Source organism: Providencia sp. PROV048, from assembly GCF_033688165.1.
GTDB lineage: Bacteria > Pseudomonadota > Gammaproteobacteria > Enterobacterales > Enterobacteriaceae > Providencia > Providencia hangzhouensis.
The window spans coordinates 3,218,845-3,242,448 of the sequence record NZ_CP096360.1 but is presented as its reverse complement, the minus strand read 5'-3'; the positions used below and the strand labels follow the sequence as shown (position 1 = coordinate 3,242,448).

General features: G+C 42.7%; 16 protein-coding genes, 3 tRNA genes and 3 rRNA genes. 8 read left to right on the top strand and 14 right to left on the bottom strand.

Annotation, left to right across the window (positions count from 1 at the left end; all coding sequences use genetic code 11):
- Window positions 1-45 precede the first annotated feature (45 nt).
- Genes M1F26_RS14350 through metN form a run of 3 tightly spaced genes read right to left on the bottom strand, consistent with a single transcriptional unit; the run spans window position 46 to window position 2,604 of the window.
- Window positions 46-867, bottom strand: a complete 822-nt coding sequence (locus tag M1F26_RS14350; protein ID WP_004257378.1) for a MetQ/NlpA family lipoprotein — start codon at window positions 865-867, stop codon at window positions 46-48.
- Between the two features lie 59 nt (window positions 868-926).
- A complete protein-coding gene (gene metI, locus M1F26_RS14345) occupies window positions 927-1,580 on the bottom strand; it encodes a methionine ABC transporter permease MetI (protein WP_004257375.1) in 654 nt (217 codons plus the stop codon).
- Window positions 1,573-2,604, bottom strand: coding sequence for a methionine ABC transporter ATP-binding protein MetN (gene metN / locus M1F26_RS14340; protein WP_110591296.1), 1,032 nt, complete (start codon window positions 2,602-2,604; stop codon window positions 1,573-1,575). Before metN ends, metI begins: the two co-directional genes overlap by 8 nt.
- A 168-nt stretch (window positions 2,605-2,772) precedes the next feature.
- Here metN and gmhB point away from each other — a divergent pair, with 168 nt between their 5' ends.
- From gmhB to M1F26_RS14305, 7 genes are all read left to right on the top strand, one after another.
- Window positions 2,773-3,339 (top strand): D-glycero-beta-D-manno-heptose 1,7-bisphosphate 7-phosphatase, encoded by a 567-nt coding sequence (gmhB, locus tag M1F26_RS14335; protein WP_110591297.1) that lies wholly within the window; start codon window positions 2,773-2,775, stop codon window positions 3,337-3,339.
- A 527-nt stretch (window positions 3,340-3,866) separates the two neighbouring features.
- A 16S ribosomal RNA gene (locus tag M1F26_RS14330) occupies window positions 3,867-5,405 on the top strand.
- Window positions 5,406-5,470: 65 nt separating this feature from the next.
- Window positions 5,471-5,547, top strand: a tRNA-Ile gene (locus M1F26_RS14325).
- A gap of 138 nt (window positions 5,548-5,685) precedes the next feature.
- A tRNA-Ala gene (locus tag M1F26_RS14320) sits at window positions 5,686-5,761 on the top strand.
- A 324-nt stretch (window positions 5,762-6,085) separates the two neighbouring features.
- A 23S ribosomal RNA gene (locus M1F26_RS14315) occupies window positions 6,086-9,282 on the top strand.
- A 149-nt stretch (window positions 9,283-9,431) separates the two neighbouring features.
- Window positions 9,432-9,547: ribosomal RNA gene (gene rrf / locus M1F26_RS14310) — 5S ribosomal RNA — on the top strand.
- Together the 16S, 23S and 5S rRNA genes with 3 tRNA genes alongside form the textbook arrangement of a ribosomal RNA operon.
- Before the next feature lie 59 nt (window positions 9,548-9,606).
- Window positions 9,607-9,683, top strand: a tRNA-Asp gene (locus tag M1F26_RS14305).
- Window positions 9,684-9,881: 198 nt separating this feature from the next.
- On the opposite strand, the gene M1F26_RS14300 is transcribed toward M1F26_RS14305, so the two are convergent.
- The 7 genes from M1F26_RS14300 to M1F26_RS14270 form a co-directional block, all read right to left on the bottom strand.
- Window positions 9,882-10,592 carry an ArsR/SmtB family transcription factor gene (locus M1F26_RS14300; RefSeq protein WP_140172830.1) on the bottom strand — a complete coding sequence of 237 codons (711 nt, stop codon included), beginning with the start codon at window positions 10,590-10,592 and terminating at the stop codon, window positions 9,882-9,884.
- Entirely contained in the window at window positions 10,589-10,978 is a 390-nt protein-coding gene (locus tag M1F26_RS14295) for a hypothetical protein (RefSeq protein WP_004257151.1), read from the bottom strand. The genes M1F26_RS14300 and M1F26_RS14295 overlap by 4 nt, the downstream gene beginning before the upstream one ends.
- Entirely contained in the window at window positions 10,971-11,294 is a 324-nt protein-coding gene (locus tag M1F26_RS14290) for an antibiotic biosynthesis monooxygenase family protein (protein ID WP_140172828.1), read from the bottom strand. The genes M1F26_RS14295 and M1F26_RS14290 overlap by 8 nt, the downstream gene beginning before the upstream one ends.
- Before the next feature lie 117 nt (window positions 11,295-11,411).
- A complete protein-coding gene (locus M1F26_RS14285) occupies window positions 11,412-11,744 on the bottom strand; it encodes a YfiM family lipoprotein (protein WP_165880257.1) in 333 nt (110 codons plus the stop codon).
- A 71-nt stretch (window positions 11,745-11,815) separates the two neighbouring features.
- Entirely contained in the window at window positions 11,816-13,171 is a 1,356-nt protein-coding gene (gene pssA, locus M1F26_RS14280) for a CDP-diacylglycerol--serine O-phosphatidyltransferase (RefSeq protein ID WP_140172827.1), read from the bottom strand.
- Window positions 13,172-13,330: 159 nt separating this feature from the next.
- The gene (locus M1F26_RS14275; RefSeq protein WP_140172826.1) at window positions 13,331-15,976 is read right to left on the bottom strand and encodes a bifunctional acetate--CoA ligase family protein/GNAT family N-acetyltransferase; all 2,646 of its coding nucleotides are present in this window, start codon (window positions 15,974-15,976) and stop codon (window positions 13,331-13,333) included.
- 228 nt (window positions 15,977-16,204) lie between these two features.
- Window positions 16,205-16,906: a tRNA-uridine aminocarboxypropyltransferase gene (locus M1F26_RS14270; RefSeq protein ID WP_140172825.1), complete on the bottom strand. Its 702-nt coding sequence runs from the start codon at window positions 16,904-16,906 to the stop codon at window positions 16,205-16,207.
- Window positions 16,907-17,075: 169 nt separating this feature from the next.
- Between M1F26_RS14270 and M1F26_RS14265 the strand changes: the two genes are divergently transcribed.
- The gene (locus M1F26_RS14265; protein WP_004257138.1) at window positions 17,076-18,170 is read left to right on the top strand and encodes a tRNA/rRNA methyltransferase; all 1,095 of its coding nucleotides are present in this window, start codon (window positions 17,076-17,078) and stop codon (window positions 18,168-18,170) included.
- Window positions 18,171-18,276: 106 nt separating this feature from the next.
- Here M1F26_RS14265 and emrB read toward each other — a convergent pair whose 3' ends face one another.
- The 4 genes from emrB to M1F26_RS14245 form a co-directional block, all read right to left on the bottom strand.
- Window positions 18,277-19,812, bottom strand: coding sequence for a multidrug efflux MFS transporter permease subunit EmrB (emrB, locus tag M1F26_RS14260; RefSeq protein ID WP_110591302.1), 1,536 nt, complete (start codon window positions 19,810-19,812; stop codon window positions 18,277-18,279).
- Between the two features lie 13 nt (window positions 19,813-19,825).
- Complete coding sequence (emrA, locus tag M1F26_RS14255; protein WP_140172824.1) at window positions 19,826-21,007, bottom strand: multidrug efflux MFS transporter periplasmic adaptor subunit EmrA; 1,182 nt, start codon at window positions 21,005-21,007, stop codon at window positions 19,826-19,828.
- 216 nt (window positions 21,008-21,223) lie between these two features.
- Entirely contained in the window at window positions 21,224-21,739 is a 516-nt protein-coding gene (mprA, locus tag M1F26_RS14250) for a transcriptional repressor MprA (protein WP_004257124.1), read from the bottom strand.
- Between the two features lie 661 nt (window positions 21,740-22,400).
- Window positions 22,401-23,600, bottom strand: a complete 1,200-nt coding sequence (locus M1F26_RS14245) for an MFS transporter (protein ID WP_140172823.1) — start codon at window positions 23,598-23,600, stop codon at window positions 22,401-22,403.
- Between the last annotated feature and the right edge of the window lie 4 nt (window positions 23,601-23,604).

Here is a 23,604-nt window from a genome sequence, read left to right as displayed (position 1 = left end):
TTAAGCCGTCTAGTATTTTAATCGTTTTTTAAATAATAAAAAAGATTACCAACCTTTAACTGCACCACCATCGAAGACTTCATTAGCTTTGTTTGCTACTTCATCTGATTGATATGCCTGAATAAATTTTTTCACGTTCTCACTATCTTTATTATCTTCACGAGCAACAATAATATTTACGTACGGAGAATCTTTATCTTCAACAAATAAACCATCTTTTGCAGGTGTTAATTTAGGTGTAGCACTACTTGCCCAAGTCGTATTGATAATCGCTAATGCAATTTTTTGGTCATCTAAAGCACGAGGTAATTGAGGCGCTTCTAACTCAACAAATTTCAGGTCTTTCGGGTTTTCAACCACATCTAAAACAGTTGGCATTAAGCCAGTACCATCTTTTAATTTAATTAAACCTTGTTGTTGTAATAACAGCAATGAACGGCCTAAGTTAGTTGGGTCATTTGGTAACGCAATTTGAGAGCCATCAGCGAGTTCATCTACCGACTTAATTTTTTTAGAGTAAGCCGCAATTGGATAAATAAAGGTATTTCCAACAGGAACTAATTTGTAGTTACGATCTTTAATTTGTTGATCAAGATAAGGCTTGTGTTGGAATGCGTTCGCATCGATATCGCCTTTACTTAATGCTTCATTAGGTAAAACGAAGTCATTAAATGAAACGAGCTCAACATTTAAACCGTACTTTTCTTTAGCAACTTTCTGTGCGACTTCAGCAACTTCTAATTCTTTGCCCATGATCACACCAACTTTGATGCTGTTGGCATCTTTCTCTTTTTCACCACAACCAGTGAGAACGAGTGTGCCTAATAGCGCGCCGACAACTGCGATAGATTTTAATTTAATAGACATTGGTTTACCCCTTTAAAACGGACTTTATAAGCACCTTAACGGCGCAGCTATTTTACTAACTATCGATGTGAAACTTTTTTCATTAAATACTCGCCACCAAACTGAATTAGGTTTACTAAAATGACGAGGAGAACAATAACGGTATTCATCACAACAGGGTTATAGGTTTGATAACCATATTGTAGTGCGATTTGACCTAAACCACCTGCACCAACTGCACCACCCATTGCAGAATATCCGACTAACATAATTAACGTGATAGTGGCTGCATTAATTAAACTTGGCAATGCTTCAGGGATCAAAATCTTACGAATAATCTGAAGAGGAGTTGCACCCATCGCACGGGCTGATTCAATTAAACCGCTTGGAATTTCTAATAACGCATTTTCAACCATACGAGCGATAAATGGTGCAGCGCCAATTGTTAAAGGAACGATTGCCGCTTTTAAACCAATAGTCGTTCCAACAAGAAACGAAGTTAATGGAATAATCCACACCAGTAAAATAATAAATGGCACAGAGCGGAAAATGTTTACTACAACTGCAAGAGCACGATATAGCCCTACATTCTCCATTACTTGGTCTTTGCGTGTAATATAGAGCAATACACCTAATGGTAAACCTAAAACAAAACCCAAAAAGCCGGAAACAAAGGTCATTGTGATAGTGTCAATTGTGCCGTTAATCAGCAGGTAAATCATTCTCTCAGACATAACCCAAAACCTCTACTTTCACATGATGCTCTTTTAAAAATGCAATTGTGGATTCAACCCCACCATTGATGCCATGTAGCTCTGCGAGCATCACACCAAATTTCACGCCGCCGGCGTAGTCAATTTGTGAACTTAAAATATTAATATCAATATCAAATTTGCGTACAGCCATTGAAATTAAAGGTGCATCAACAGACTGCCCTGTAAATTCGAGCTTGAGTAATGGTGATAATTCCTTCCCTGGCTCCGTTTTTAATCGTTCTTTATAATCATCTGGAATATCAATAACTAATGTTGATTGAATAAACGCTTGAGCAACAGGTGTTTTTGGGTGAGAGAATACTTCACTCACTTTGTCTTGCTCAATTAATTGACCGCCACTTATTACAGCTACTTGATCACAAATACGTTTTACAACATCCATTTCGTGGGTAATTAATAAGATAGTTAAGCCTAATCGACGGTTAATATCTTTTAATAATTCTAAAATTGAACGGGTTGTCGCGGGGTCTAATGCACTTGTCGCTTCATCACATAGTAATACTTTTGGTGAATTAGCTAATGCGCGAGCTATAGCAACACGTTGCTTTTGTCCGCCCGAAAGGTTTGCTGGGTATGCATCTTTCTTTTCAGTTAACCCAACTAAATCGAGTAATTCACTTACACGCTCTATAATTTTTTCTTTAGGCGTATTATCAAGTTCTAAGGGGAGAGCAACGTTATCAAAGACGGTACGTGAAGATAACAGGTTAAAATGCTGGAAAATCATGCCAATGCCGCGACGTGCTCTCGTCAACGTTTTTTCAGTCATTGATGTTAAATCTTGTCCATCAACAATAACTTGGCCTGAAGTTGGGCGTTCAAGCATATTCACGCAACGAATAAGCGTACTTTTACCCGCACCTGAAGCACCAATAACGCCATAGATCTGACCAGCAGGCACATGCAAGCTAATATCAGTAAGCGCTTGAATGTTACGGCTTCCTTGCTGGAAAACTTTATTAATATTTGAGAGCTTTATCATTTATAGTTTCTAACTTTATCTGAATTGTTTTTAGATAGTGTATCTAATAAGGTTGGATGTTAAGGCGTCTAGACGTCTAAGTCAATAAAGATTGTTCTATTTATTCTATTCTCCTTTTATTTCTTTTCATGAGATACTAAAAAGATACTAAATTTTAGGAGTAAACAGGTGAGTAACGGGATCCCAGCAGTCTTTTTAGATAGAGATGGAACAATTAATATCGATCATGGTTATGTACATAAAATTGATGATTTCGAATTTATTGAAGGGTCAATTGAAGCGATGCTCGAATTAAAAAAGATGGGTTATGCATTAGTTATTGTAACTAACCAGTCAGGTATTGGTCGGGGAATTTATACAGAAGACCAGTTTATGCAACTCACAGAATGGATGGATTGGTCATTAGCAGATCGCGGTATCGACTTAGACGGTATTTATTTTTGCCCTCATCATACTGAGGCTACAGTAGAAGAATATCGCCAAGACTGTAATTGCCGTAAACCAAAGCCAGGAATGCTACTAGACGCGCAGGCTTTTTTAAAAATAGATATGGCATCATCTATTATGGTGGGTGATAAACTTGCTGATATGTTGGCAGGCAAAGCCGCTAAAGTCGGTACAACTATATTAGTGAAAAGTGGTGAGCCAGTCACCGATGAAGCAATCAATAATGCAGATATTGTTATTAACAGTATCGCAGAGTTGCCAGAAACGCTAAAAAGAATCAAAAAGTAGCCTTTTTGGGTGGTAAATAGGCAGTTAGAAAAAAAATGTAAAAAAACACTTGCCAGATTTTTCTGACTCCCTATAATGCGCCACCACTGACCGAGAACAAGACAGCGCAAAGCGCGATGAACACTGAAACGGCAGCGAGAGATTCTGAAAAGAAAAAAGCAAAAAATTGCTTGACTCTCACGGAGGAAAACGTAATATACGCCTCCTCGCAGCAACGACCGAAAGGTTGGTTTTCATAAAGAAAAGCTGCAACGCTCTTTAACAATTTATCAGACAATCTGTGTGGGCACTCACAGGACACTATCAAAAAAATATTTGATTTTAAGTCTTGAAGAGTGACTAACACGTTAATTCATATATATGAAATAAGGTAGTAACGCTTATTTTGGAAGGATAACGCGAAGGCGAGCAAAGATAACCCGAGACAGTACTTAGGTACGGCGAGGGGAAGCGATGCGAAGCCGACAAAGTTAGCCGAACAAAAGAACGTTACGGTCAGTAAGACATTCTTTGAGCATCAAGCTTTTTAATTGAAGAGTTTGATCATGGCTCAGATTGAACGCTGGCGGCAGGCCTAACACATGCAAGTCGAGCGGTAACAGGGGAAGCTTGCTTCTCGCTGACGAGCGGCGGACGGGTGAGTAATGTATGGGGATCTGCCCGATAGAGGGGGATAACTACTGGAAACGGTAGCTAATACCGCATAATCTCTAAGGAGCAAAGCAGGGGAACTTCGGTCCTTGCGCTATCGGATGAACCCATATGGGATTAGCTAGTAGGTGAGGTAATGGCTCACTAGGCGACGATCCCTAGCTGGTCTGAGAGGATGATCAGCCACACTGGGACTGAGACACGGCCCAGACTCCTACGGGAGGCAGCAGTGGGGAATATTGCACAATGGGCGCAAGCCTGATGCAGCCATGCCGCGTGTATGAAGAAGGCCCTAGGGTTGTAAAGTACTTTCAGTCGGGAGGAAGGCGTTGTTGCTAATATCAACAACGATTGACGTTACCGACAGAAGAAGCACCGGCTAACTCCGTGCCAGCAGCCGCGGTAATACGGAGGGTGCAAGCGTTAATCGGAATTACTGGGCGTAAAGCGCACGCAGGCGGTTGATTAAGTTAGATGTGAAATCCCCGGGCTTAACCTGGGAATGGCATCTAAGACTGGTCAGCTAGAGTCTTGTAGAGGGGGGTAGAATTCCATGTGTAGCGGTGAAATGCGTAGAGATGTGGAGGAATACCGGTGGCGAAGGCGGCCCCCTGGACAAAGACTGACGCTCAGGTGCGAAAGCGTGGGGAGCAAACAGGATTAGATACCCTGGTAGTCCACGCTGTAAACGATGTCGATTTGAAGGTTGTTCCCTAGAGGAGTGGCTTTCGGAGCTAACGCGTTAAATCGACCGCCTGGGGAGTACGGCCGCAAGGTTAAAACTCAAATGAATTGACGGGGGCCCGCACAAGCGGTGGAGCATGTGGTTTAATTCGATGCAACGCGAAGAACCTTACCTACTCTTGACATCCAGAGAACTTAGCAGAGATGCTTTGGTGCCTTCGGGAACTCTGAGACAGGTGCTGCATGGCTGTCGTCAGCTCGTGTTGTGAAATGTTGGGTTAAGTCCCGCAACGAGCGCAACCCTTATCCTTTGTTGCCAGCGACTCGGTCGGGAACTCAAAGGAGACTGCCGGTGATAAACCGGAGGAAGGTGGGGATGACGTCAAGTCATCATGGCCCTTACGAGTAGGGCTACACACGTGCTACAATGGCGTATACAAAGAGAAGCGACCTCGCGAGAGCAAGCGGAACTCATAAAGTACGTCGTAGTCCGGATTGGAGTCTGCAACTCGACTCCATGAAGTCGGAATCGCTAGTAATCGTAGATCAGAATGCTACGGTGAATACGTTCCCGGGCCTTGTACACACCGCCCGTCACACCATGGGAGTGGGTTGCAAAAGAAGTAGGTAGCTTAACCTTCGGGAGGGCGCTTACCACTTTGTGATTCATGACTGGGGTGAAGTCGTAACAAGGTAACCGTAGGGGAACCTGCGGTTGGATCACCTCCTTACCATTGAAGTGTTTTTGTGAAGTGCTCACACAGATTGTCTGATGAAATAGAGTAGCGGTATCGATAGGCTTGTAGCTCAGGTGGTTAGAGCGCACCCCTGATAAGGGTGAGGTCGGTGGTTCAAGTCCACTCAGGCCTACCACTTTTCTCTTATGCTGCGTTATGGCTCAGCTCGTTTACCCAAAAGTAAACTTCGCTAATCCACGCCTTGCCTAAGAAAAAAGACCTCCGAATAAGAAAATCTTATAAAGAGATTCATTGATACCGAAAATACCTTTATGGGGCTATAGCTCAGCTGGGAGAGCGCCTGCCTTGCACGCAGGAGGTCAGCGGTTCGATCCCGCTTAGCTCCACCATAATTTTTCTGATTATTCAGAATAGATTAGTAATAGTCTATTGCGAATAATTATGCTCTTTAACAATCTGGAACAAGCTGAAAATTGAAAACAACGCACATTGTTTATCGCTTAAACAATGTGAGAGTCTCTCAAAATTTCAGACCTGAAATTTTCGGTCACTTTAGCGAGTGGCATGAGCGAGCAGTCAGTCCTTCGCGGCGGCCAGCGCACAGCAAGCGCACATACATAAGTATGTGAGCATTGCGAGCACTGCCCAACAAAGAAGGAATGCACGCACAGCCATGACAGTAAGGTGAACGTTGAAACAATTTCGGGTTGTGAGGTTAAGCGACTAAGCGTACACGGTGGATGCCTAGGCAATCAGAGGCGATGAAGGACGTGCTAATCTGCGATAAGCGTCGGTAAGGTGATATGAACCGTTACAACCGACGATTTCCGAATGGGGAAACCCAGTGCAATTCGTTGCACTATCGTTTGATGAATACATAGTCAAACGAAGCGAACCGGGGGAACTGAAACATCTCAGTACCCCGAGGAAAAGAAATCAACCGAGATTCCCCTAGTAGCGGCGAGCGAACGGGGAGCAGCCCAGAGTCTTAATCAGCATTAGCATCAGGAGAACGGTCTGGAAAGTCCGGCAGTAAAGGGTGATAGCCCCGTATCCGAAGGTGTTAGTGTTGTGAACTCGACGAGTAGGGCGGGACACGTGTTATCCTGTCTGAATATGGGGGGACCATCCTCCAAGGCTAAATACTCCTGATTGACCGATAGTGAACCAGTACCGTGAGGGAAAGGCGAAAAGAACCCCGGCGAGGGGAGTGAAATAGAACCTGAAACCGTGTACGTACAAGCAGTGGGAGCCCCATCACTCAAGTGCCTCGGCAATTGAGTGAGGGTGTAAAACCATCACAATAACAGCGCAGGATTTGCCAACAAGATTGGCTGATTTTTTCAAGCCGCAGCGCAGTGGACATCGAAGTCCATGAGCAGCGGAAGTTAAAAAATCGGGCAAGATTGGCCGCAAAGCCAAGCGGGACATTTGAGGATGGGGTGACTGCGTACCTTTTGTATAATGGGTCAGCGACTTATATTCTGTAGCAAGGTTAACCGTATAGGGGAGCCGTAGGGAAACCGAGTCTTAACTGGGCGAATGAGTTGCAGGGTATAGACCCGAAACCCGGTGATCTAGCCATGGGCAGGTTGAAGGTTGGGTAACACTAACTGGAGGACCGAACCGACTAATGTTGAAAAATTAGCGGATGACTTGTGGCTGGGGGTGAAAGGCCAATCAAACCGGGAGATAGCTGGTTCTCCCCGAAAGCTATTTAGGTAGCGCCTCGTGAACTCATCTTCGGGGGTAGAGCACTGTTTCGACTAGGGGGTCATCCCGACTTACCAACTCGATGCAAACTACGAATACCGAAGAATGTTATCACGGGAGACACACGGCGGGTGCTAACGTTCGTCGTGAAGAGGGAAACAACCCAGACCGCCAGCTAAGGTCCCAAAGTCATAGTTAAGTGGGAAACGAAGTGGGAAGGCTCAGACAGCCAGGATGTTGGCTTAGAAGCAGCCATCATTTAAAGAAAGCGTAATAGCTCACTGGTCGAGTCGGCCTGCGCGGAAGATGTAACGGGGCTAAACTATGCACCGAAGCTGCGGCAGCGAACGTATCACTTAAACTGATTAAGTGATACTCAAATGTATCAAAACGATTGACGGAGCGAAGCGACGTCAATGCGTCCAACAAAGTCGAGGCGGAAACGTCAGGCAGTCAGTTTAAGGATACGTTCGTTGGGTAGGGGAGCGTTCTGTAAGCCTGTGAAGGTGTGCTGTGAGGCATGCTGGAGGTATCAGAAGTGCGAATGCTGACATAAGTAACGATAATGCGGGTGAAAAACCCGCACGCCGGAAGACCAAGGGTTCCTGTCCAACGTTAATCGGGGCAGGGTGAGTCGACCCCTAAGGCGAGGCAGAAATGCGTAGTCGATGGGAAACGGGTTAATATTCCCGTACTGGTGATAATTGCGATGGGGGGACGGAGAAGGCTAGGCTATCCGGGCGACGGTTGTCCCGGTTTAAGGATGTAGGCAGGTGAATTAGGCAAATCCGGTTCACTATATGCTGAGGTCCGACGACGAGTCACTACGGTGATGAAGTAGCTCATGCCCCGCTTCCAGGAAAAGCCTCTAAGCTCTAGATTATCATTAATCGTACCCCAAACCGACACAGGTGGTCAGGTAGAGAATACTCAGGCGCTTGAGAGAACTCGGGTGAAGGAACTAGGCAAAATGGTGCCGTAACTTCGGGAGAAGGCACGCTGGCATTAGGTGAAGTGGTTTACCCATGGAGCTGAAGCCAGTCGCAGATACCAGCTGGCTGCAACTGTTTATTAAAAACACAGCACTGTGCAAACACGAAAGTGGACGTATACGGTGTGACGCCTGCCCGGTGCTGGAAGGTTAATTGATGGGGTTATCCGTAAGGAGAAGCTCTTGATCGAAGCCCCAGTAAACGGCGGCCGTAACTATAACGGTCCTAAGGTAGCGAAATTCCTTGTCGGGTAAGTTCCGACCTGCACGAATGGCGTAATGATGGCCAGGCTGTCTCCACCCGAGACTCAGTGAAATTGAACTCGCTGTGAAGATGCAGTGTACCCGCGGCAAGACGGAAAGACCCCGTGAACCTTTACTATAGCTTGACACTGAACATTGAGCCTTGATGTGTAGGATAGGTGGGAGGCTTTGAAGTGTGGACGCCAGTCTGCATGGAGCCAACCTTGAAATACCACCCTTTAATGTTTGATGTTCTAACGTTGCCCCATTATCTGGGGTGCGGACAGTGTCTGGTGGGTAGTTTGACTGGGGCGGTCTCCTCCCAAAGAGTAACGGAGGAGCACGAAGGTTGGCTAAGCATGGTCGGACATCATGCGGTTAGTGCAAAGGCATAAGCCAGCTTGACTGCGAGAGTGACGGCTCGAGCAGGTACGAAAGTAGGTCTTAGTGATCCGGTGGTTCTGAATGGAAGGGCCATCGCTCAACGGATAAAAGGTACTCCGGGGATAACAGGCTGATACCGCCCAAGAGTTCATATCGACGGCGGTGTTTGGCACCTCGATGTCGGCTCATCACATCCTGGGGCTGAAGTAGGTCCCAAGGGTACGGCTGTTCGCCGTTTAAAGTGGTACGCGAGCTGGGTTTAGAACGTCGTGAGACAGTTCGGTCCCTATCTGCCGTGGGCGTTGGAAGATTGAAAGGGGCTGCTCCTAGTACGAGAGGACCGGAGTGGACGCACCACTGGTGTTCGGGTTGTCATGCCAATGGCATTGCCCGGTAGCTAAGTGCGGAAGAGATAACCGCTGAAAGCATCTAAGCGGGAAACTTGCCTTGAGATGAGTCTTCCCTGACTCTTTAAGAGTCCTAAAGGAACGTTTAAGACTAAGACGTTGATAGGTTGGGTGTGTAAGCGTAGCGATACGTTGAGCTAACCAATACTAATGAACCGTGAGGCTTAACCTGACAACACCGAAGGTGTTTTAGAGAGATGGAGTTGTTTTCGAGAAGTGAGAAGCCGGAAGGTGAAGGACACAGCAGCTTGTTCAAGATTGAAGTTTAGGTTTAGCAAATACCGAAAGTGTGTTGAGCTAAACGTGAACAAACAGAATTTGTCTGGCGGCAATAGCGCGGTGGTCCCACCTGACCCCATGCCGAACTCAGCAGTGAAACGCCGTAGCGCCGATGGTAGTGTGGGGTCTCCCCATGTGAGAGTAGGGAACTGCCAGACATTAATTAAAGGTTTATTGCTCAATAAGCAGTAAACAGCCGAAAGGCAAAAGAATAAGTGGAGCGGTAGTTCAGTTGGTTAGAATACCTGCCTGTCACGCAGGGGGTCGCGGGTTCGAGTCCCGTCCGTTCCGCCACTTATCAAAGCCTCGTGATAAAAATCACGAGGCTTTTTTGTATTACTAACATACTGGATTTTATGGATAATAACCTATTGTAGGTGACTTGGGGCATTGTTTGGAGAAATACAGTTTTACGTCTGCTTTTAATTAGTAATTAGCTTGGTAAGTATATTATCAAATCGTTCTAGGGGTGTTCGTTATTTTGTTGGGGGGTTAAGCTATATTAATATTAAAAATACGCTTTAAAGCTTTCTTACCGTAGGTAGTAAAAGTAATTTCTCGATAACCTTTTGTTTTCTCTATCCATTCTTTTTCTGCAAAAAATTTTAATAGTAAGGTTCCTGCTAGTCCCCCTAGGTGCATACGTCTTTCACTCCAATCCAAACAAGCACATGCTATTTTTCGTTTTGTATTAGGAGCAATGTCGATACCTAATTTTTTAAATTGATTGGCACCAATCATTGATAATTTATTTTCTCTAGCTGTAAACCAGCCATTTTTATCCATAAATTCGTAGATCTGAACGGCAATTTCTCCGGCTAAGTGATCATAGCAAGTACGTGCCTTTCGCAGATGAATAGGTGTTGTTATAGGTGGGGTGTACTCCAATTTCATGGATACCCCCATTAATGTTTCTAATAATTCGGCAATGTCTGTGCCTGCAAGCCTATAATAACGGTGTCTTCCTTGAGATAGACAACTAATTAAGTGGCTGTTTAAAAGTTTAGTTAAGTGTGCACTCGTTGTTGATGGGGCTATATTTGCAGCTACGCTTAATTCTGTTGCTGTCCAAGCCCTGCCATCCATTAATGCACACAAAATACTGACCCTTGAAGGGTCAGCAATCGCAGAGGCAACTTTTGCGATAGATTGTTCTAATGGCTCTTTTTCTTCAATGGGAATACTATCTTTGCTTGGTATCATGGTTGGCTTTCCCACTTTTTTGTTACTTCAGCGGCTAATATATTGTTGTCTGTTATTAATATTAACCTGTTATTGTGGTCGCTGTATTGAACAAGGATATTAATTTGGTGAAGTGCGAGTTGAGAAACAATTTCTCCAAGTTCGCCAGGACGTTCTTGTTTTAATTTGCGGATCACTGGTTGTATGATACTTTCAACCTGTAAACCCTCAGTAGTTAAGGCATCTCGTGCTTTTTCTGGCTGGGTAACAAGAAAGTGAGCATGACTTTTTTCTTCGATAGAAAAAACGCCACCACCTTCAAGGCCAATACCATGTTTCCCTAATGTTGTCGCCAATAGTGCTAAAGCACCTACTTGGTTTTCAATAATCACATGAATATCATACATCAAAGCTATCCTCGTTATTGTATGAGTAATCCTTTAAGGTATGGGCAACTCGAATTCGATAATGGGAAAAAATGGTTTGTTGTCCTTCAACTTGTGCATCGATATGCATGAAATGGTTTTTCCATTGTTTTACTGCTTCTTCTGTTTCCCACCATGAAAGTGAGAGAATTTTTCCTTCTGTTGTAATAGATTGAAAGCGTTCGATAGCAATAAACCCGTCAATGTGCATAAGTTCAGATTTAAGTTTGGCTGCCAATTCAAAATAACGCTCTTTTTGCGCTGGTATTGGGATGGCTTCAAAAATTACGGCAATCATAAAACTCTCCTTAATGTAGAAGCTCAACTATAACGGTTTAATTTATAGATACTTCGATGGTGAGCGAAATATTAAAAATAGGAGAGAAATGTAAAAAATGAGAAAGAAGTGCGTGGGTTACTTTAAGGACTGATATAAACTATAACCTGCTATTGACCCTGCAACATCATAGGCAAAATCATGCCAACTCCACCCAGTACCATTAGGCCTGCTGTCATAAAGCTCTTTTGCTGCGCCAAGAGAAACTGAAAATAGAATACCAAATATGGCAGCATCGCGGTGTTGTATGTTTTGTTTATCTGCATAAGCATTACCAGCCGCAGCCATCGCGGCTGAAAATGCGAAATGCTGCGCTTTATCTTTACCTTGCCAATTATCATTAGCCCAATGAAAACCAGTACATCCTGTTGAAATGAATATAAGTAAGCTAATGATCAGTGATTTAAACATTTTTGGTAAGATACCTAAAAAATTAAAGTAGCAAAGTAAAAGCGCCACCGAAGTGACGCTTTGTTTAAATTCTAAAGGATGCGGCTAATTAACCGGTCGACTCGTATTCGACGTAGTCGTCGGATTAATTTTTTCACTTTAACAGGATAGGTTTGGATGCTATCTAGTTCGCGAAAATGGCTAACAACCTTAGTATGAGTTCGAATGCACTCTAGCTCGTGATTGCGTTGCTCTTGTAGCTGTTGTTTTGGATCGTGAATTAATACTGCGTTTTCAAGATCTAGCCCCCAAGCGCGTGGGTTTAAGTTGTTACCCGTGATCAATTGCCAGTGATTATCAACCCACATCCCCTTTAGATGATAGGTATTGTCTGCGTCTTTCCAGAGCCTTACTGTTAATTGCTGGCTATCAATAAAGCGTTGCAAGCGACTAACAAAACGGCGCAGATTGATCTCATAAAGGTATGGTAATGCACCAATAATTTTAAATGGCTCTTCAGGTGGGATATAGAAGTCATTGGCAGTTTTGTCACCAATGATAATTTCTACTTGTTTGCCATCACGCAGTAACCGACTAATAACTCTAACTAATACCGCAGGCAAATTAAAATAAGGTGTACAGATTGTTAGTTTATTATTTGTTGCACCCATTAAATGCGTGATAACACGGTTTAAATCGTTTTTCTTGCCTAGACCAACAAAGGGAGTGACGGACAGCTCATCATTAGTTGCATTCCCTGAAAACTGATAGGACGCTCCCCGTAAGCCCAAACGAAATTGTTTAATTAAATGCTTAAACTCAGCTGTTTTTGGCCGAGTTGGCGTATTTAATAAATGAATGGCATCAGCTTGTAGTAATGCGTCATCAATAAATTTTTTCATTGATGCGGTAAGTTGGCTATTTTTGATCAGGTGATAGCGGTCGTAACGGTATTTACTATGACGTTGTAAATAGACGTCATTAATACTTGCCCCGCTATAGAGTAGAGTATCATCAAATAAAAAGCCTTTTAGATGCAAAACACCCAGAGCTTCCCGTGTATTTACAGGGATGCCGTAGATAGGGATTTCAATTTCAGGGTAATGTTTTGCAACATCATAATACCAATCGGCATTAGTGGCGTTTGCTGCAACCCCGATGCGACCTCGCTGAGCACGGTGCCAGTCTACGAGAATTTTGATATCCAATGATGTATTAGCTTGTTTTGCAGCGTATAAAGCATGAAGTACGTCTTTACCTGCATCGTCTTTCTCTAAATACAAAGCCGTTATGTAGATAGTATTTTGAGCCTGAGAAATTTGTTTAAGCAGTTCATCACGAAAATCTTCTGTCTTATATAGCGTTTTTACATCAGCAATTTCTTGAGAGAGTTTTGGTAAACTTAACAAATATTGTTGATGTTTTGCTTGTTTTAATTTTGACAACATCACAGTGTAAATTTTCTCTTATTAGTCTAATAGCAACTCGCTTTGCGCACATTTTTAAGCGAATGATCTATGGATGATAGCATATTTAGCTAAACCATTTAGTATAAATTGACGACTTGTTTAATTACTATACAAGTTAAGCCGTGTTCTTAGATATTTCTATAAGTGAAGTGTCAGATTAACGACTCCATCTTCAAATTGAACGTCAATCTCAAAACCAAGTTTTTTAGCTAGGCTTATCATATTGCGGTTTTCAGGCATAGTTATGGCTGTTAGCTTTTTAATGCCGTGGCTTCGCGTATAGTTAAGTAACTTTTGCATAAGTTGATAACCGAGCGTTTGCCCTTTCATATCAGAGCGAACCAGTACTGCAAATTCAGCCTCTTGGTTATCAGGATCAGCCATTGCTCGCGTGACGCCAATAATTTCAGGCGTAGTATTGGGGTTTTTTACCGCAACGAAAGCCATTTCACGGTCATAATCAATCTGTGTCATATTGGCGAGGTCGTCATGGGTAAATTCGCTGATTTCGCTAAAGTAGCGATAATAAAGATCCTCTTTAGTCACTTGCTCTATAAAGGATTTTAGCAAAGGTTCATCTTCAGGGAGGATCGGTCGTAGTAAGCAGGTAAGATCTTCTTTTAAATGAATTGTTTCTTCTAGCTCACTAGGATAAGGGCGAATTGCCAGCCTTGATGTTGTCGCATCATCTGTTGGGCTTAATGCCATGGAGACATCAAGTAAAGTAAATTCATCCCCTGAGGCGAGCAATGGATGAATATCTAACCTTGTAATATTTGGGCAATCAATAATTAAATTTGAAACTCGTACTAATAAAGCAGATAACCCTATGATGTTTAATGGTTCTAAAGCACTTCGGGATTTTATTTTATAACCTTTAATAGCATTAATAACTAGGTAGCGAGCTAAAGCCATATTTAGCGGAGGAAGAGCTACAGCAGCTTGGCTCTCTTGTTGCCACTCAATACCACCTTCTCCTAACATGATAAGAGGGCCAAAGACAGGGTCTAGTTCAACAGCGATCCTGAGCTCTTGAGCACCTGCTCGATTAGCCATACTTTGTACTAGTAGCCCTTCAATTCGTGCATTAGGGAAATTTGTTGAAACACGTTCCATAATCGCTTTAGCTGCATCTTCTACCTCTTTAGCATTGCGTAAATAGAGCATGACCCCTTGTACTTCTGACTTGTGTACAATATCGGGAGAACGTAGTTTTAAAGCAACGGGGTAACCAATTTTCTCTGCGATTTCAATGGCTTCATTGCTCGAATGTGCAATCCAGGTGGGTAAGCTATTTAACCCGTAGGCTTTTAAAATTGGCTGAACTTCATGAGTATCCAAGTGGAGCTTATTATTTTCCAATGCTTGCTGAATATATTCATGAGCCTGTTGCGTATTAGCGGTGATACCTACTGGAAGGGCTGGCGTTTCTTTTAATTGTTTTTGGTTACGGCGATATTCCACCATATGCATATACGCTGTGATTGCCCCTTCTGGAGTGCGGTAGGTAGGGATCCCTGCTTCACTAAATAGGCGACGAGATTCTTGAGAGGAATATTCTCCACACCAGTTGGTTAAAATGGTTAGCCATTTTCCGCGTGGGTGTTGCTTAATAGTTTTAATAATTTTTTCTGCCATGGTTTTACTTTCAGTTATCGCACTGGGAGTGTGGATAAGTAACAAAGCGTCATGGTCATGGCTATCGAGCATTTTGTTCAGTACATTGATATAGCGCTCAACGGTGGAATCATCTCCTAAGTCAATCGGATTTTGTGTCGATAAATCAAGAGGTAATAGTGAGCTTAATTCATTTTCTGTTTCAACACTTAGCGTTGCAAGTTTACCATTACGTAAGAGAAGTTCGTCTAATGCCATCGCGGCTGGGGCAGAGCCATTACTCATGATTGAAAGGCGCTCACCGCGTAATGGAGTCATATAGCTTAATGTCTCAACCGCAGAAAACATTTCGTGAGTATCTTGCACGCGAAGAAGACCTGCACGCTGGATAGCGGCATCGTAAGCGGCATCTAGGCTAGGTTTATCGCCCAGTAGTTTTTGTGCTTTGCGAGTTCGACCACTTTTTATCACTAATATAGGTTTATTGCGTGAGGCACTGCGAGATGATGATAAGAAACGTCGTGCATCACTAATGCTCTCAAGGTACAACAAAATAGCGCTGGTTTTGCTGTCACGCGCTAAGTAATCGAGTAAATCGTCAATATCTATATCGATGCTATCACCAAGGGCAATAAAATAAGAAAAACCGATGTCTCGGTGCCTTGCCCAATCCAGAACGGTATTCGATACAGCAGCAGATTGAGAGATAAAAGCGAGTTTTCCTTTTAAGATTGGTATTGGAGAAAAACTTGCATTCAAACCTTGCCATGGGGCGAGAAAACCTAGGCTATTCGGGCCTAATAGGCGAATTTGATATTGCTGGGCGACTTTTTTTAATTCATTATACTGAATTGAAGGGGATGACAAAATAATAACCACTTTACAGCCAGATTCCCCTAATTGCTGTAAACAGGAGATATTACGTGAGTAATGGGTGCAGATAACGGCAAGGTCAGGTTTGAGCGGCAATTTATCTATAGAAGGATAAGCAAGTACGCCGAGGACAGAGTTTCGGTTTGGATTAACAGGTAAAATAGGACCTTTAAAACCGCTGGTAAGTAGGTTTTTCATCATCACCGAACCTGCACGGCTCGGGTTTTCAGATGCTCCCACGACAACGATAGACTTTGGCCGGAATAAAGATTCTAACTGACTGACTAAACCCATGGTTGATAACCCTTTGCTTTGTTGAACGAGATAAGCGTTCAATAGATAAAAAGTGGCAGAGTGATACTTATGAATACTATGCCTTATCTTTGAGATTGCGCTAGTTTATCTGATGAGTTTAATTAATTTATACAAGCACGTTCACGTTTTATCAGCACGACGATCTAAAAGTTGTCATTTAATGGTACTGGGCTCGAAAAGAAAGAGAAAAACAGTACCAATAAATAGTTAGAGGTGGGATTCGGTAAGTAGCTTTTGTGCAATAGGGTGATGCGGTTTCCCTTCAAGGTATTTTTGACGGAAAAGATTGAAGTGGCTAAAGAGTTGTTGTGAAGCGTCTAAATCTCCCGCTAATTCTAAAACGGTAGCTGCAACTTCGGCGGTACAATGCTGCTCTTCCCTTGATGGTGTACGGAGTAAGTAGTCAGTTTTTGCTTTGGTATTAATTGATAGCATTGGAATATCATTAAGATAAGGGCTCTTTCGAAACATTTTGCGTGCTTCAGGCCAGGTCCCATCGAGTAAAATAAATAAAGCGGGTTTATCCGACAAAGTCGGTTCATTGACCACGATGCGTTCATTTTGAGCGTAGCTTTCTGGAAAAATAAGGTAAGGCTGCCTTGTGGTGTCTTGCAGTGCCGCCAATAGCTGCGTATCAGGCTCTGTTCTTGACCATTGAAAGGCCAAAGTGTCGGGCAAAACATCCGCAATCAACTTTCCTGTATTACTTGGCTTAAATACCTCACCATCAAACATAATCAAGCAAAATTGGCTTTTTGCTTGAGATGATATGGTGTCTTGGCATAGGCATTGTGGGCTAGGTAACAAACAATATTGGCAACGTTTTACTCGGCAGCCTCGTGCCCTAAACGGTTTAGTCGATAATGCGAGGCGCTGTTGACGCAGGTGATAAACGGCATTCGAAGTCATGTTGAATTATATTTTATAGGCCTAAAATTAAGGCGCATATTGTACGCAAAACGATTTCTATACGATAGAAGTATATTCAATAACTTTTAGATGAGATAATAGTGCGAATCGGTAGCGTAGTCATGCAACATCATGTAATCTTCGCGCCATAGCTTAGTAGGGGATAGTGATGAACGACTCGAATGATTTTAGTGGTAAAAACGGCAAAGTAAAAGTGATGTATGTCCGCAGTGAAGAGCAGGACAACAATAAAGGTAATGATAAACGCCGAGGCGGTGGGCGTGATGATAGGCGCGGTAATGACAAGCGTGGTGGTGATAGACGAGATGGTGCCCGTCAAGATCGTGGTGGTCGCTCAAGCCGCCCTGAAGGTGGGCGTGAAGGTCGTCGCTCTGATAACCGTAATGAAGCACCTCGCGAGCGTTCACCATGGCGCACTGTTTCTAAGCCAGATAGCGAAGAATTAACGAATGACCATGGCGGAATTGTTGGTAAGAGCCAGATTGACCCTGAACAATTGCGTAAGCAGCGCCAAGAAGAAACCCGTATCTATGGTGAGAATGCTTGCCAAGCCATGTTTAAAAACCGCCCTGATGCGATTGTTCGCGCATGGTTCTTGCAATCTGTCACACCGCGTTTTCGTGATGCGTTAAAATGGATGGCGGCAAATCGCAAAGCTTACCACGTTGTTGATGACGAAGAGTTATCGAAAGCATCCGGAACTGAACATCATGGTGGTGTCTGTTTTATCATTAAAAAACGCGGTGGAATGAGTGCTGATGCTTACTTGCAGCAAGCGGCAGGTAATGACTGCGTATTAGCACTGGAAGATGTGGGAAATCCACATAATCTGGGCGGAATTATGCGTAGCTGTGCGCATTTCGGTATCAAAGGTGTGATTTTGCAGGATGCAGGCATGCTGGAGTCTGGGGCGGCAATTCGTACTGCAGAAGGTGGTGCTGAACACATTAAAGCGATTGATGCAGATGGATTAACAGATACTTTGGATAAATTCCGCAAAGCGGGTTATACCATTGTGACGACTTCTAGCCATAAAGGCAGTCAAGATCTCGCAAAAGCGAAGTTACCGGCCAAAATGGTCTTAGTTTTAGGCCAAGAGAGTGATGGTTTAAGTGATAGTACGTGGGATCAAGGCGATATGAGTCTCTATATCGGTGGAACAGGTAAAGTGGAAAGCTTGAATGTCTCTGTTGCAACAGGAATTATGTTAGCCCAGTGGTGGCAACAAAACCAAGTTAAATAACCACCTACGTTTTATCAGAAAAATAAGACCATACATAAAAGGATGTATTCCCGCTATGTATGGCTTTTTTATATCTATCACCAAGTTATTCACTGGGTTGGGCTAATTAATGAGCACCACCGTCTTTTGAACCTGCCCCAAATGGTGGCTTAGCGAACCAGACAATGACCATCAGTAGGATAAAAATCCCAGCTGAGAGCCAGAATATCTCATTTGCTGACATAATCAGTCCTTGGTCAGTAATCGTTTTAGCAAGATAGGCCGCACTTTGCTGCTCATTCATGCCTATTTTTGCCAGTTCACTGTACATCTGTTGGGCATTTGGGTTGTATGGGTTAACAAATTCAGCGAGGTTTTCATGATGCATTGACTCTCTTTGGGTCCACATTGTTGTGGTGATGGATGTCCCAATGGCTCCAGCTAGGGTACGAGTAAAGTTAGATAAACTGGATGCAGAGGCCATTTTTTCTGGCGGCAGGCCAGATAATGTAATGGTTGTCAAAGGCATAAAGAAACAAGCGATGGCTAAACCTTGCACAAATTGCGGCCAAGCAGCTTCGGCAAAACTCATCCCAGGTTCGAAAGTATAAGCACGCCAATAGTAGCAAACAGCATAGATAATAAAGCTGAATGTAACTAAATAACGCATATCAATTCGGTTACCAAAACGCCCTATAATTGGCGTAATCAATAGCGGTAATAATCCTACAGGTGCAGAGGCTAACCCAGCCCATGTTGCGGTATAGCCATAAACTTCTTGTAGCAATTGCGGCAGTAGTACAATCGTTCCAAAATAGAGCATGTAAGCAAGGCTTAAGGACAAACAGCCAATCGTAAAATTGCGTTCTTTAAATAGGGATAAGTCGATGACGGGATGGTCATCGGTGAGTTCCCATACAATTAAAAAGGCAATAGCGACAACAGCAATAACGGTCAGGACGATAATTTCAGTCGAGTTAAACCAATCCAGCTCTTTGCCTTGGTCAAGCATAATCTGTAAAGCACCAATACCAACAACCAATAGCACTAAACCAATAGTATCAATGCGCTGAATAGATATTTTAGTTTCACGGCCTTTTAAGGTGCGCATGATGGCAAAAATGATCGCAATACTAAATGGTACATTGATAAAAAATATCCAGCCCCAATGGTAGTTATCACTAATATAACCACCAAGAATCGGTCCGCAAATCGGAGCAATAACGATAGTCATTGACCAAAGGGCGAGGGCCATATTGCGTTTGGCTGGAGGATAATTGTTAAGCAGTAGGCTTTGAGATAAAGGAATGAGTGGTCCTGCGACTAAACCTTGTAAAACTCGGAATAAGATCAGCATCTCTAAGCTGCCAGAAATACCGCACAGCCATGAAGTTAAAGCGAATAAGCCTGTAGACCATAAAAATAGCCTGACTTCACCTATCCTACGGGCTAGCCAACCAGTGATGGGGATGGAGATCGCATTGGCAACGCCGAAAGAGGTTATTACCCAAGTTCCTTGCGAGTTGGATGCCCCCAAGTTTCCCGCAATGGTTGGAATAGCTACGTTAGCAATGGTGGAATCAAGAACTTGCATAAATGTTGCCAATGAAAGAGCAATTGTCATCCATGCGAGTTTTGATCCCGTTAAAGGTGCTGTCGTCACGATTGCACCCCCACTATTTATTTCCTAGGTTATTATTAATTATCTCAGTAACTATTTTGTCCGCAGGAGACATATCTACAGCTAATGCAGCAGTATGGTAAGCAGGGGTATCACGCATCCCTTTAGAAAGCACTTTGCCATTTTTATCTAATGTATCAACCGTAACTTCGGTGGATAAACCGATACGTAATGGGTGTTCTTCAAGTTGGTTTTCATTTAAGGCAATACGTACGGGTAGGCGTTGGACCACTTTGATCCAGTTACCACTGGCATTTTGTGCGGGTAATAAAGAGAATGCGCTACCTGTTCCCATATCAAGTCCCACAACAGTACCGTTAAATACGATATCTTTACCGTAAAAATCAGTAATGACTTTCGCAGGTTGGCCGATACGCATATCCGCAAGTTGTGTTTCTTTAAAGTTCGCATCAATCCACATACCATTGGAAGGAACGATGGCCATTAATGGGGTTGAAGGGGTGATTTGTGAACCCACTTGTACACTGCGGCGTGAAACATAGCCATCAACAGGGCTGACGATTTTCGTCCGTTGCAAGGTGAGCCAAGCGTTTCGAACTTGTGTTGCTGCTTGCTCTACTGCGGGTTGTTTTTCAATTGAGCTATTTAAAACTATGGCTTGATTAGCATTATATTGTTCTATTGCCATGTCTAATGCCGCTTTAGCACTGACGACAGCTTCTCTTGCGTGTTGTAGTTCTTCTTTACCAATGACATGGCTACTACCTAAAACTTCTCGACGTTTTAAATCATTTTGCAACCGGTTTAATTCAGAACGTTTGACCTCAATATTGGCTTGTAGCTGGCGGCTGTTAACCATGTGCTGGCGGGTTTGACGCACACTATTTGCTAATTCTGTTTTTGCTTTATCGAGAGCTAATTCAGCATCACGTGGGTCCAGTTCAACCAAAACAGTTCCACTTGTCACGAAATCTGTGTTGTCCACATTGACAGTCATCACGCCGCCGGAAACTTGGGATTGTATTTGTACTTGGTTTCCCGCGACATAAGCATTATCCGTTGATTCATAGTGACGAAGAACGAGATACCAGTAAACTCCCCAGCCAACACCTATAATAATAAATATTAGAGTCAATAAGATAAGCGCACTTTTACGTTGCCTTTTTTTATTTCGTTGGGGAGTTTGCGTTTGTTGCATTTCCTCAGGGGAACTCATACTCGTATTTCTCCACTTCTCTGGATAAGGATCACGGTTGTTTCCAGTAGTTAGGTAATAACCACTGGAAACTGAGACTACAAATGATTTTGCTGTTTGATGGGATATCGTAAAGCATAAGGGTGAAAGGATAATGAAATATTATGGGCTGAAAAGTTTTTTTTCACCTTTGAGCTTAAGAATGGCTCAAATACATTAACCTTACAAATGTTATGGTCAATCTTTTATAGTATCCAGTTTTGTCAGTAATTTACGCATCAGCGTGTTAAGCTGTTGTTTCTCATCAGCATCTAAAACAGACCAAATATCAATTAATGCGCTGTGTTGAGGTGGTAATAGGCCATTTAAAAATTCCGTCCCTTTTTCTGTGAGGTGTAGATGAAGGCAACGTCTATCGTTGTGACTTTCTTTGCGCTCAATCCAACCATTTTTTTCCAGTTCATCTGCAATTCGTGTTGCATTGGTTCGTGAGGAACCAAGAGCCGCACTGAGTTCAGATGGCTGAATACTGCGGGAGTCTTTTGTATCAAGGATCATAAGTGCCATAAACAGGGTTTCATTAATACCTTGAGACCTTAACATATTATTTCGTGTTTCAAGTAACTTCCCATGAACATGCATGCATAGGCGTGTCAGTAGGATTTCTTGATACGGAATAGGACTTTCATGTGAATCTTGTTGTTCTACACGAGCATTGAGTAGCTCTTCAGTTGGTGTAAATGAACTTTCCATTATTGGGATACCTTATTAGTTTCAGTTGGTAAGATTACAACTGTCATCAACCATCTAAATGGTATATTAAAAGATAGAATTAGCAATTATACTTAATTAATATCGCCGATTTTATTTTGATAATGATACATGATTCATAAATTTTATGAATGTAATTTACCTATTTTTGTATAGCAGGCTGACCTTTTTACACTGATAGTGTCATTTTGGGTTATAAAATAACCAAGCCAATGCTTAATTAAAGGTTAATTTCAATCATACAAAACAATATATAATCACACGACATTAACTCAATACCATTTTTTTTGTTACCCAATAATTACAACTTAGATAGATATTTTTAATGGATAGGTGTAATTACTTATTTTTGTATAATTTAAACATTATCTGATATAGCAATAATTTGATTTATTAACAGTTATACTACCTTTTCATAGAGTCATTGTATTTGTTTAACTGTGTCATTCCCTAATATTTACTTTGTTTACTATTACAGTTGATAATTATTGGCCTTATGATGAACTGTTTATTTATTTAATATTCAACAGATTTGATGGGTAAAATTGAGTCACATAAGTTTAATGTATTATGAGATTTTATATGTTTATGTGATCTCGAAAATTTTCATCATAAAATGTATTGATACAGATATCAGTTATGTTTAGTCATCAGTTGTGGTGATGATGGGATCATAGCGAATACCGATAGCCCAAATAATTAAACTTAGAGTAGTTAAGATTGCACCTGCAATCGCAACTCCCTCCCAACCCGCGTGTTCATAGGCATAGCCTGAAAGTAGAGAACCTAGTGCGCCCCCAATGAAATAGCTGGTCATATAGCCTGCCGTTAGGCGGTTACGAGCTTCAGGTAATATTCGATATAACGTACTCTGACTGGTGACATGGACGGCTTGTACTGCAAGGTCTAGCACCAAAATACCAATGATAAATGCGACCAGGGAATATTTCGCTAAACCGATGGGTATCCAGGATAATAGTAATAACACCAACCCAATAGTTGTAATGAGCTTTCCTTTGCCTTTATCGACAAGATGCCCTGCTTGGGAGGCCATAATGGCACCTGCGGCACCGACTAAGCCAAATAAACCTATAGTCCCTTCGGAATAACTGAATGGCGGACTGGCTAATAAGAAAGCCATTGCGGTCCACAGTAAACCAAAATTGGCAAATGATAATGCACCGAGAGAAGCGCGTACCGCAAGCACTGGAGTGCCGAAAAATAACCGGCCAATAGAACCAATGAGCTGGAAGTAGTTTAAGTTAGTTTTTTGATGGTAACGGGGAAGTTTAATGGCTAGAACAATCATTAACAGCATCAATAATGCAAAGGCCACCCAATAGATCGCTCTCCAGCCACCGACCATAGCAACAGCACCTGAAACCGTTCTTGCAAGTAAAATGCCCAGCAATAACCCACTCATAATCATTCCTACCGCTTTACCGCGTTTATGAGGCTTAGCAATAGATGCTGCTAGTGGGATCAGGACTTGTGCAACAACTGAAAATAGTCCAGTAAGGGCGGTACCTAAAAGGATTTGCCAAATATTATTTGAAAGCGCTGTAATTAATAGCCCTAATGCCGAAAGAAAGGTCATCGTTAAAATTAAACGCTTGCGTTCAAACAAATCTCCCAACGGGACTAAAAAAAGTAAACCTGCCGCATAGCCCAGTTGGGCCGCGGTGACAATAAACCCAGCCATATTAGTGGTTAAATTAAACTGCCCCGCAATGGTGTCTAAAAGCGGTTGAGCATAGTAATTACTGGCAACGACAAGACCTGTGGCAATGGCCATTAAAATAGTGAGGCCCGTTGTTAGCTCTGCAGTTTGGGTCTGTTTCATGAGG